Annotated in this window: 6 protein-coding genes; 1 reads left to right on the top strand and 5 read right to left on the bottom strand. The window is 51.0% G+C overall.

Annotated features, from left to right (window positions below):
* Positions 1-38 precede the first annotated feature (38 nt).
* Genes ABD852_RS15140 through ABD852_RS15130 form a run of 3 tightly spaced genes read right to left on the bottom strand, consistent with a single transcriptional unit; the run spans position 39 to position 2810 of the window.
* Complete coding sequence (locus ABD852_RS15140) at positions 39-1046, bottom strand: ABC transporter permease (protein ID WP_345030376.1); 1008 nt, start codon at positions 1044-1046, stop codon at positions 39-41.
* Positions 1003-2007, bottom strand: coding sequence for an ABC transporter ATP-binding protein (locus ABD852_RS15135; protein ID WP_345030374.1), 1005 nt, complete (start codon positions 2005-2007; stop codon positions 1003-1005). The genes ABD852_RS15140 and ABD852_RS15135 overlap by 44 nt, the downstream gene beginning before the upstream one ends.
* Positions 2008-2015: 8 nt before the next feature.
* Positions 2016-2810, bottom strand: a complete 795-nt coding sequence (locus ABD852_RS15130) for a COG1470 family protein (protein WP_345030372.1) — start codon at positions 2808-2810, stop codon at positions 2016-2018.
* 1368 nt (positions 2811-4178) lie between these two features.
* Here ABD852_RS15130 and ABD852_RS15125 point away from each other — a divergent pair.
* Complete coding sequence (locus tag ABD852_RS15125; protein WP_345030370.1) at positions 4179-8204, top strand: PKD domain-containing protein; 4026 nt, start codon at positions 4179-4181, stop codon at positions 8202-8204.
* A gap of 78 nt (positions 8205-8282) precedes the next feature.
* Here the strand turns inward: ABD852_RS15125 and ABD852_RS15120 are convergent, their stop codons facing one another.
* Positions 8283-10748 carry an ABC transporter permease gene (locus ABD852_RS15120; protein ID WP_345030368.1) on the bottom strand — a complete coding sequence of 822 codons (2466 nt, stop codon included), beginning with the start codon at positions 10746-10748 and terminating at the stop codon, positions 8283-8285.
* Positions 10749-11489: 741 nt separating this feature from the next.
* Entirely contained in the window at positions 11490-12242 is a 753-nt protein-coding gene (locus tag ABD852_RS15115) for a GntR family transcriptional regulator (RefSeq protein ID WP_345030366.1), read from the bottom strand.
* Positions 12243-12494: the final 252 nt, after the last annotated feature.

Raw genomic sequence — 12494 nt, 5'->3', positions numbered from 1 at the left:
ACAGCTTTTTTATTCCAGGCCTGCTATTGGGCTCGATTTCAACTTCTGATTTCCCTCCGCATGAACAAGTAGTACGACATCGCAAAGCAAAAAACCGTAGCGGCAAGCAGCCCGCTGACCTGCGGCCAGACCACCATTAAACTTTCTTTAAACGGCAAAACGGAAGGAATGGCCCCCGCCATCTGTTCCATCGTAAGTGGTCCCAGGCTCCGTACCGAAGGCATCAACAGGGTGGTGGTGGCGTCGGAATAAAGCTGACTGGGAGCCAGGCGAAGTAAATTAAAAATCAGCTCATTGTACCTGGTTACGGCCAGCTCCGTGAGCACAGGCTGATTCGGGAGTAAGGCTTTGACAACCAGGCTGATTGCAATCTGGTAGAAAACCGTAAAAAACAGCCAGACCCCAATAGACGTAAGCGCAGAGGTAGCCGTCTGCCTGAACACGATTGAAAACAAAATGGACAAGCTCAGCCAGAAACCAACGTAAACAACACTTATCAGCACAAAACCAAGTATGCGCAATATCTCTGCCGGCTCGATCAAAACTCCCGTCAGAAATACCCCGGCGCCGATCATCAGCAAGGCCAGGGCGGAAAAAAGATAACTTACTATGATCAGCGCACTGACAAACTTGGCCAGAATCAGGTTATCACGATATATCGGCTGCGCCATCACACGAATCAGCGTACCGTTGTTCTGTTCCGAATTGATCGCATCAAAACCCAACGCAATGCCAAGCAGCGGGCCCAGAAAATTCAGGAACACGTGAAAGGGCGGCATGGTGCCGTCGGAAGTTGTCAACAATTTCAGGTAAAGGAACACGCTCTCAGGGTCCTGCACGTTAGAGACCGCAGCTTTTATGTTGCTGAACGACACATAAAGCGCTCCGAAAAAGGTGAGAATAATCAGGGCCAGCAACACGATAAACCGCCAGCTCCGGATATGATCCGTCGCCTCTTTCGCTACCATCACGCTGAACGGAGCGGAGGCTGTACCAGGCGCGCTATTTCTTGAAATACCCATGGAAAATACCGCGAGGCTTTTCATTTGTACTGTCTTCGGTTAAGTTGTTTTCAAAGTATTTCTGATAAATTTCATCCAGTCCGATCTCTTTTTTCTGGACACCCGTTATGTCAAGTCCTTTCTTTACAAAAAAGCGAACAATGTCGGGCGTTATATCGGACAAGCAGGCCACGGTTACAAGCGTCTCCGCCATATCGAGCTGCGTTACATCCTTCATCTCCCTGAGTTCGGCCTCGTGCTGCCAGGGCGACTGCAGCGGATCTTTCAGGGTGATGGTCACTGAGTAGGTTTCGTGAGCGAATAAGCTTTGCGAAAGTTGGCTGATATTTCCCTCCAGCTGCATTTTGCCGCCGGCGAAAATACCGACCCTGTCGCAGACCTGCTGTACCTGGTGCAGATGGTGCGACGACAAAAGTACCGTCAAACCCTGGTCCCGGCTAAGTTGACGGATGAGCGCCAGGAACTCCCTGACGCCGGCCGGATCGATACCTAGTGTAGGCTCGTCAAGTATAATTACCTCAGGCCGCTTGATCAATACTTCTGCCAGGCCCAGCCGCTGCTTCATCCCCCGCGAAAAAACCGAAGTTCTTTTATGTATGGCAGCTCCCAGCCCGATCGCGTTCATCAGGTCCAGGGCGCGTGTATTCGCTTCATGATCCGGAATACCGTTTAGTTTACCCGTGTAAACAAGGTTTTCAAGGGCTGTCATGCTATCGTAAAAACCTACGCTATCAGGCATATAACCTACCTTCCGCTTCACGGCGATGGGATGGGTGGTGGCGTCCACACCGCAGATCAGGGCCTTACCGGAGGTTGGTTCGGTAAGGCCCAGCATCATAAGGATCGAAGTCGTCTTCCCCGCGCCGTTCGGACCCAGTAACCCGAAAATTTCGCCTTTCCCGATCGTCAGGTTCAGGTTATCGACAGCTTTGAGAGAACCATAGCATTTAGTCAACCCCTTCAAGTCAATGACAGGATTTTCCATACTACCTATTATCTTCTGCCGTACTTATTGATCAGCCTGTAAACCAAACCCGCAGCCGCCAGTATTACCAGGATACCGAACCAGCCTGACCACACCGAAGTCTTGACCGTCATCCTGAATGAGGCATTGGAATTGGCGTTCTGGCTTTTAGCCGTAAAAGTGGAAACGTAATCCCCGGCAATGGTCTTATCGGGCACCCTCACCGTAGCCCTTACCTCGGCTGAGCCGGCCGGTTCTATACGTTCTATTTTAGCGGGTTCAAAGGTGACCTGCCATTGCGGAGGGACCTGAGAGGTCAGCTCTACATCCGTAAGAAGCAATGTCCCGGTGTTCTTTACCGTACACACAATCTCCTTTACGCTGCCTTCCGTAACGTCCTCGCTCAGCCGCCCGGACGGAGTGGTAATCGTAATGCCGTAAGCTCCTTTCAATACAGCCTCCAGGTTGAGCACAAGCGTATCACCGGCCGACACTGCCGTAACGGGTATCGCGTACTTATCGGGTTTCGAATTGGGGCCCGCATTCACTTCAATAGCGACTTCCTGCGCTTTCCCTGCTTCAAGGAGCACGGAAGTGACCGGGCTTCCCATGGTTCGGAAGCCGGCAAACCACCCCGGGGGAAGTTTGGCGCTTAATGCGTAGTACCTGGATTCTGTCGCTGTGTTGTGCAGTGTCGCCGAATACCGGAAGGTTTCGCCGGCGACCGCCTCCAGGTTAAACAGGCTGGCTTTAAAGGAAGATTTTTGATCGGATTTAGCTGAAGTCTGAGCTTGTAGATTTGCGGAAAGTCCGATCAAGAACATCAAGCCGCAAAGAGAACGAAAGTTGTACTTTTTGAAAGTTGAACAAGAAGATGACATAATCTAACAAACAAAAGTTATCACTAAGTTTCATTTATTAAAGAATGGTTGCATAGCCCACGTTCGGGCCATGCGTTTAAAGTTGCCGGCAAAAATAGAGAAGGGGAAAATTTTTCAAAAAAAATAAAGAAAAAAAATACCCGGATGGTGGTAGACAAATAAACAGGCGGCTTCACAAGCCGGTGCGTAACTCCTGAAGCCCGGAGCAATAGTCACCCGGTCACCGTCTACTGACCGGGTGGACTCAAAGGTTAGGTGCGGATAGTTTGTTAAAAATATACTCCCATGCACACGAGAATTGGTTTGGCCCCTTAGAACCCGCCTTAATACCGGGGAGTATTAAAAAGCCAATTCAGATGTGCCGGCGGAGGAGCTAACGTTGAGCAAATTAAAAAGCCCCACAATCCACCTGTTAAAGTTGTACTGCGGGGCCCGTGAATCTTTCTCTTAGCGTCTGGCTAAAATCAAGATTTACATATGAAAGTTACGACTAAATATTGGATAATCAAGAAAAAAATACAAATTTTTTTGTAAAATATCCAAAAATACCGAATGCGCGCGTTCTGACGGCTTTCCCCACTCCCTGGGAAACGTTACAGCGCCCCTGCATTCGCTGATGTGACTGGCCGGGAAAATACTTTCTCCTGAAGATGCGACCACGTTCAACCATACTGCCCGCACCGATCAGCCTGTTCCCGGTGGCGCCATACCATGTTTCAAAAAAATTCCGGCACGATGGCTTCCGGGAGTAGAGGCAAGAATTCGACGCATAAAAAATAGTTTTTTTTCTACATAGTCGTTGGTGATGAATAAGCGGATTGGATACAGTTGAGCGGTAATTCGCATGACTGCCAGGCTGTGACAACGGCCACTTCTAGCAGAATTTAGGACTGTATTTTGTAGAATTACGTCGTATTTATTTTGAAATAAATACAAAATACCCGAAAAATAATTTGTTTCCCGATTTGTGATTTCAATTCGCCTTCCTAAATTTATAACCAATAAGGTACAACAAAGACATATTGAACAGCACATTATAACCGTTTAAACCTGGGTTTTCCTATGCACATTTTTACCACCACCCGTATCGGCTCCCGTACAATGGTCCGGGAAAGATAAAAGCTATCGCCCGCTGGTCTCCTGCACTGATTTTCATTACACGTATTGGCCTGAGAGACGAGTAATCACTGGTCTTTTGATTGATTTTCCAGCGCTTCACAGAGGCACGGCGTAGTCTGTCGGTGACCATTTTTACGCACTTGGCTTTTTTATTATTCCACTACAACAACACCCCAGTAACTACGATTGTCTATGAAAAAAACACTACTTCCTTTTGTTTTGCTGCTAGTTACGTTGATGTCTGCAACCGGGCAGAACTGTTCAATCAACGCAGGCGCAAACAGCACTATCTGTCTCGGGCAGCCTGTTCTGCTCGATGGCAGCGTTGGCGGCCCTGTAAATGCCGCCACACTTCAATGGAGCCTTATCGCTCAACCCGCCGGCGCCAATGCCACCATCCAAAATCAGGCGAGCCTGCTGACCGGCGTGAACGGCGTTTCGGTTGCCGGTGCCTATACCTTCCGGCTTCAGGCTACCTGCGGTGACGGCGTGGCTACCCAGGATGAAGTGACCGTCACAGTGAACCCCGTACCCGCCGCACCGGCGATCACCGGCACAGCAAACTTCCCCTGTTATACCGGCGACCCCATTAACCTGACCGGTACTGCGCCGGGTAGCGGCGAAACCGTATCCTGGTCGGTTATCAATGGCGGAACGGGATCATTCGGCTCGCCCACCTCCAATACCACCACGTTTACCCCCAGCTTCCCGGTTGAAGAGTGTGCCTCCACCTCTACCGTTACCATTCGTTACCGGGTTATTTCTGCCAACGGTTGTGAAAGTTCAACTACGAGGAATTATACATTTTCACGTAATTACGGTCTGTGGGCCACTGCCAACCCACAACAGGTGTGCGGTACCGCAACCATACTGAAAGGAAGCTGTCCCGGTTCCGGCACTGCCTCCTGGACACAGATTTCAGGACCCAACACTGCCGCTATTGCCAATCCGTCGGGACGCACTACCGCTGCTACCGGTCTTGTAGAAGGGAGTTATGTTTTCAGGTACACCGTAACCGGCGGCTGCAGCCCGGGAACAGTCGACGTGAACGTTACGGTAGCCGGCGGCTCCGCAGTGACACAGGCCAATGCGGGCCGCGATCAGTTCTATTGCAGCGTTCCAGGCGAGGTATTGCTGACCGGCAACCAACCAGCCGTAGGCGAAACGGTCACCTGGAGCCAGTTGTCGGGAGGGACTACAGCTACCTTTTCGAATGCTGCAGGATTCAGCACTATGGCAACCGGCTTGACCGACGCAGGGGCTATGTACACTTTTCTCTATAAGATCAGCAACGGTACCTGTTTTACCGTAGATTCGGTCAGCATCTACCGGCGCCCCGAACTGACTCTGACTGCAACTTCGCAAAGCATTTGCAGCTCAGTCGGCGGCGGCCTCTCTTCTTCGGCAGCGATTACCAGCAATTATTCGTTCAGGCAGTTGGATACCGTTAAAGTAGACATTACCATGATATCCGGACCTGGGAGCGCCCAGGCACTTATCAGGAAAGGGTTCGGTTTAGGCTCTGCCACGCCTGTTTTCACCCAGAATATATCTGAAGGTCAAACTTTGTCCCGGACACTTTCGGGGCCCGATCTGTATTACGAGACTTCCAACCCGGAATCCTACACCTATTTTCTCGATTTTCCTTTCCGCATCGGCGCTACTGTGGGCGTTTACAAATTCAGGATCCGCATAACTACCAGCTGCGGGACGCAGGAAAAGGAGGTGACGATTACGCGTGGGTTGACGGGCTCAGGCATCAATGCCGGGACCGACGTGGCTTTGCCATGTAACGCAACGAGTGCCACACTGGCCGGAAACCTGGCAAACAATCTCGGGCTATGGTCAACGGTGCGTATGCCTGCCGGCGCAGTCAACCCGATCAATTCCGGGAACCAATCGCTCAGGAACCCGCCAATCAGCGGCCTGATCGCAGGAACCTATGTATTCCGCTACACCAATAACATGGGACCGACCTGTAATGCCAGCCAATTTGACGAAGTGAAGCTGGTCATTGCCAATACGCCGCCTGCTACTCCGAACGCCGGCGCCGACGTGACCGCCTGCGCCGGTAGCTACCAGTTGACCGGTTCGCCGGTACCCTCCGATGCTTTTGCGAGCTGGACGGTCGTCAGCCCTGCCTCTTCCGGCGTAGTGTTTTCGGATGCATCCGTTGCTAACCCGGTTGCCCTTAACCTCCAACCCAATACCACCTATACTTTCCGCTACACCCTGACCAACGGATGCGGGAACAGCTCGGACGAGGTTACCATTACTACCAATGAGATGACGGGCCCTTCAAAACCGGCTATTTCCAGCACTGCTCTCAGTAATTGCGGCACGTTGAGCCGGGCGCTTCCGGGCAATATACTGATCCCGGTTACGCATCCTGCCCTTGCCCCGGGTACTACCGCCACCTGGACGGTTGTGACCGACCCCGCCGGTATTGCCTTCACGACATCGGCCACCAGCAGCACGACCACCCAGGTCACCCTTCAGAACGTGACGCAGTCGACGGTATTTTCGATTGTGTATACACTCAGCAGCGCTGATTGCCCGGGGGCTTCGGTTTCCGACACCCTGACAGGATATATACGAAAATCAACCGAACCGTCGGTATTCAGCGCGGGCCCAAGTCAGCAGTTGTGTTCGGTGAGCGAATACCCGGTTACGGCAACCCTCAACGGTTCGGCCAGCACCGGGCCGGTTCTCTGGACCCAAATTTACAGCTCAAACGGGGCGGCCGCAACTATCGCAGTACCGGGAGCGCCGTCTACCGATGTGACGATCCCGGCCGACGGCATGTACCGTTTTAAGTATGAAATAAAAAGCGCTACCGATCCGGGATGCGAGGGCAGAATCGGAGAAGGGATTACCCAGATTATGACTTCAACGCCCGGCCCTACCGCTCTGGCTGGTGATGACATCACCTTCTGCAATAACGATGGTACCACCTCTTTGCAGGCAAATACCGTTACGACAGGGCGCTGGGAGGTATTCCAGGTATTGAAAGGAACTGCCCCAACCATCGGTACGGTTGATTCTCCGACGTCAACATTGACATTTAGCGGGTCAGGCGAAGCAGTTTTGCGGTGGAGCTCCTATGGCAGTATCCAGGAATGCGGACCTTCCAGTTCCGACCTGGTAAAAGTCCGGTACACCGCACCGGCCCGGGCAGGGAGTGACCAGTCCCTTTGTGAAGTTACTTCAGTAAAGCTGACCGCCGCCTCTCCGGCGCCTGCAAGCGGGTCCTGGACCCAGGTAAGCGGCGCCGCCGCAAGTATAGCCGACCCGTCAAATCCGGAGACACTGGTTTCCGGTCTTGCCAGTGGTACCTACACCTTCCGTTTTTCGGTTGACGGCGGGCCCGGCTGTGTCACCAGCGACGACGTGACGATATCGGTATCAAACGGCGGTGCCATCGCAAACGCAGGATCGGATATGGCCACCTGCAGCGGTGGTACCAATAAAGTTCAGCTCAATGCGACAGCCGCTCCCGCAGGTGTGACCGGTACCTGGTCGGTTGTTAAAACGCCCGACGGCGTTGCACCCGGAACCTTTGCCGACGCGAATGATCCGCAGACGATTTATACGGGTCTTGAACAACCGGGTAGCTATGTGCTTGCCTGGACGCTTGCCGACGGCGCCTGTACCAGCACCGATTATGTAGAACTGACAGCAGACGATACGGAGTGTTCATTGCCGGTTAACCTGATTCAATTTACCGGAAGCGCGGAAGAAGGAATGGCCAGGCTGCGATGGAATACCGCCGCCGAAACAAATTTCAGTCATTTCGACGTGGAGTATGCAGACCGAAGCCTGAATTTCAAGCCCATAGGCCGGGTGAAGTCCCACGGTACATCGTCGGGCAATTATACCTTCAGTTATCGCCAGCCGGATGCCGCCGGGTATTACCGGCTTCGCATGAACGACCTCGATGCCACTTATCAACACAGCCCGATTATTATCGTTCACCTGGAAGAACCGGAGATTATCCTGTTTTCAAACCCGGCAGGCGCAAAAGTACGGGTGAAAGGCCTCAGGGGCAATGAAACCCTTCGTGTTTATGACAACAACGGCCGTTTGCTTCTGACCACCAAAACCCGCGGCCAGGAAAGCGAAATATCGTTGGAGGGGATGAGTGTCGGGACCTACGTACTCGAGGTGGCGCGGCAGGACGGAAGAACATCACGTAAAATATTTGTGAAAGGGAATTGAGCTCTGTAAATGAAAGACTGGCCCGTTCATTTTGCTCGGCAAAATGAACGGGCCAGTCCTGAATTTTTCCCTGATCCCCTAGTCGTTTCTCAGGCTTTCCACAGGATTGGTCATTGCAGCTTTGATTCCCTGGTAACTCACCGTAGACAAGGCAGCCAACACTGCTACCACGCCTCCGAGTACAAACGGCGCCCAGGAAATCTCTATCCGGTACACAAAATCTTCCAGCCACTTGTTGCATGCCCACCACACTACCGGTGCGGCGATCAATGCCGCCAGCAATACCATCATAACAAATTCGCCGGATAACATCCTGACGATTCCCGGCACAGAGGCGCCCAGTACCTTCCTTATGCCAATTTCCTTGCTACGTTGGAAGGCTGTCAGACTCGCCAGGCCGAACAAACCGAGACAACTGATCACTACAGCAATGCCCGTGCTCAGGTTCGTCAGCTTGTGAAGCTGCTGCTCTTTTTTATACATCGCAGCGATGCTCTCGTCATAAAAGTGATACGAGAACATTTCCTCGGGAAAAAATGTACCCCAAGTCGTCTTTAAAGCCGCGAGAGTGGCGGGCCAGCCTGCCCGGTCTGATCCGTCCAGGCGAATATTATAGGCGCTCAGGGAGGTTTTACCGCTAAGCAAAGTCAGCGGCTGTATGGCCTGATGAAAATCCTGTTGATGAAAATCGCTCACCACACCCACCACCGGGTACCTCCGCCCCATGTACCCCAACATTTTTCCTACGGCGTCGCCGGGATTTTTAAATCCAAAAGCACGCACAGCCGTTTCGTTCAGTACAAATTCTTTTGTGGTATCCGAAGCGCTTAAGTTGGTGCCCGCCAGGAGTTTCAGGTCGTAAAATTGAACATAGGCTGTATCCACATATTTTTTGAACACCTGCATGCCGACAGGCGCCAGGTTCGGCGCATCAGAATAGACAAAATTAGAGCTGGAGTAGTTTTCACTTAACGGCTCCGTGCCCATCGCAAGTTCCTTTACTCCCGGGATATTCCTGAACTCATTCGCCAGGGTTATCTTCTTTTCATGGACCTGAGGATTTGCATAGAGTTTAAAGGGAATAGCCACCGTCACCACGGCATCTTTGTTAAATCCCATGTCTTTCTGCAGTGTGTAGCGCAATTGCTGACCAACGATAAGCGCACTTACAATAAACACCTGGGCGATCACAAATTGAAAGACAATCAGGATTTTCCGCAGGCTCAGGTTCCCGACCCGCCCTGACGCCTTATTCCTGAAGATGGCTACCGCGTTCACCCTGGTAATCAGCCAGGCGGGGTACATCCCGGCAAGGAACGTCGTGACCAGCAAAACTGCTACCAGGAAGATCACCAACGTTTCAGGGTCGGCGAATGCCCTGGATTCCTCGCTCATCAGGTCTCCCAGAAGCCCCACCCCTACTTGCGACACCACAATTGAACACAGGAAGCTGGCCAGCACCACCACAACCGTTTCCATCATTAACTGCGAAATAAGGTGCCGGCCCGCGCTGCCCAGCGTTTTACGGATCCCGATTTCCTTATGGCGCTGCGGCATCTGCGCGGTCGTCAGGTTGACATAGTTAATGCAGGCGAGCACCAGCAGGAACACCCCCACGCCAATCAATCCGAAAATCACGGTCCTGCTTGTTTTAGACTGGCCGCGCTCATTCAGAAAAGTGGAAAAATGCGACGCCTGCAACGGCAACAGCTCCAACGTCCGGTGATACGTCCCTTTCAGCTCGCGTTTCGCGGTAAGCTGCTTGTATTTTGCTGCTACCGTGCTGTTGATCTGTTCAAGCACCTCCGCTGCGGCCTTGTCGTCCTTTGTCTGGATATACACACGGTCCGAACTATTCGTGTTTGTCCATTCCTCGAGGGTATTATCCTGTTCCCTTTTTTTTACCAGGAAAAATTCCTGCCCGTTAAATTCCGATGGGTAGTCGAGGGCGGCCACAACACCGGTGATGGTATGCTGCAATGAGTCCTCGTATATCAAAGGTTGGCCGATCATCTCGTCGAATGTCAGGCCCGGGTAATAAAACCTGGCCCTGGCCTCGGTCAGCACTACTTCATCCGGGTTTCGCAGCGCCTGGTGTTGGTTCCCGGCCAGCCACCGGTAATTCACCATTTCGAAATAAGCCGGCTCCGTTGCAACGAGCATATTTTTTTCAAAATCCAGGTCCTCCAACCTTCCGGCCTGTTTTCCGTGTGCGGGTATCATTACCTGCCGGCCCCAGATTTTGTACACCGGCACCGCACGCTTCAGCGATCTCACCGGTTCCTCCTTCAGGAAAAAATAGATCGGCCTCGAAATCCCCGCTGAATAGCTCCCCTCTTCCTCGCTGTATGAAATTTTACTGACCACCCGGTGGATATTTTCCTTATCCGGAAGTCCCCTTTCGTAACTCAGCTCAAAGCGTACATAGCGGTAAATTACCCAACAGGCGCTGATACCGATCGTAAGGCCAAGAATGTTAAGAAACGTAAACAAACGATTCCGGACAAAATGCCGAAGGCTGTTTTTTAAAGTCAGTCTAAACATATCGATCTGTGTTAAATGACGTGTCGAAGCCATATAAAATCATTCCAACTACACAACAGACTGATAATCAAACCATAACAAATGACAAATATTCAGCTATGTCCGGTTTTGAACAGCCCCGCGTACGCTTTCAGACAATAGTGGCTTTTCTATCGGCTGTTCCAGGTAACGCTGGTAGTCAGGTACGGGCCTGCTGTTGGTCAGGCCAGGATACAGTTGCCCGAACCGATAGGACAATACTCCGCATGGCCGCAGAAACGATATTATTACTATTATTATATTCGGCGTGACAAAAATCATGGAGGAAGCGCAATTTCTATCGAAATTCCAAAATTTTGATAGAATGCCTGTTGGAGGGTTCTCAGGCGTCCAGTTACTTTGCGGACATAAATTGTCTTGCGTGTCATCACTGATCCTGAGCTTCGTTTTCAAAAAAAAGCGGGGGTTAAACATCTATTCATTCGCAAAAGACGTTCAAAGGCAAATATTCAATCAGCGTTTATATATAGACGTTCGAATATCCGGGCTGGACTTCGAGGGGTTGTGAAAACGTGTGACCCATGGGAAAACCTAACGCTACCCGGGTCAACCGTAACCGGGTCCGGGTTCTCTTCCCACAGTCAGTTTACAGTGCTGTTTAAAAAACAAACAGGTTTGTCGCCTTCCAGCTTTATCAGGCATCTTATAAGTGAGTCGGGCTAACCAAACCCCCAACCGGGTATCACCGCGGCTAAAAATTCACTAAAAGTCAGGATGCGCCTCAATCGCAAACAGGTATTTATCTCCGCGGTAATAGGAATGCTCCAGCTCTACCACTTTGTCCAGGGAAGTAATAACGGCGCTATCCAGTACAAAAACAGGAATGGTATGGTTGACCCCGAAATGGTTGTCGCCCCCCTCCGGCTCAAACAGCGTACAGCTCAGCGTCTGCCGGAGATGTGAAACCGAAAGCTGGTATTTTTCTTCGTAGATTTTATAATAGGAAATATCGGTCTGGAAATGGTTGATCTTCGGACAGAGGATAAGCGATATATATTTTGTTTCGTCTTTCATTACCACCTCGTTGGCATAACGCAGCTGGTGAATCTTCAGAACCGGCCCTTCAATAATGAAATGTTTGCCCCCTATTCCCAAAGAAACCCCCTCTTCCAACACCGTCTTTTCGAGAATGATATTTTTGGGCTCAAATCCCTCCGCCCTCAGCTTTTCGTGAAATCCGACGCGGGTGTCGCCGATAGAGCCCAGCGTTCTGAGCAACCTGTGGTCCATAGTCCGGTTCAGTACGAAAGTGCCTTTTCCTTTTATGCGCCTGGCCCATCCCTTCAGCTCCAGGTCGAGCAGTGCTTTCCGGGCAGTCGTATTGCTTACGCCATACACACTGATGATCTCATTTTCCGAAGGGATTTTGTCACCGGGCCTGAATTCCCCGTTTTTGATCTTACTGATAATATCTTCACTGATAACAGAGAATTTATGATTTCCGATGGGCATCATGCTTTTTTTCAGAAATAAATGTGCACCCTTTTTTCGCCCTCCCCAACCTGCTTCCAAAACTAGAACAATTCAGGCAAAAAAACATTTTTAACCAGCCTAACGCACTAAGATTATAACATTATTTATGCGACTCGGTCAAAATAGCTCACCAAAACCTATTTAAATGTGAATATTTATTTTATTTATAAAAAATTTGCAAACAAACTATTGAGCCGATACCTTTGTCAAAACAAACTTAGTGCGTTAAGACTA

Origin of the sequence: Ravibacter arvi (assembly GCF_039540405.1) — a bacterium.
Taxonomy (GTDB): Bacteria; Bacteroidota; Bacteroidia; order Cytophagales; family Spirosomataceae; genus Ravibacter; species Ravibacter arvi.
This window is presented reverse-complemented; position numbering and strand designations above follow the sequence as displayed.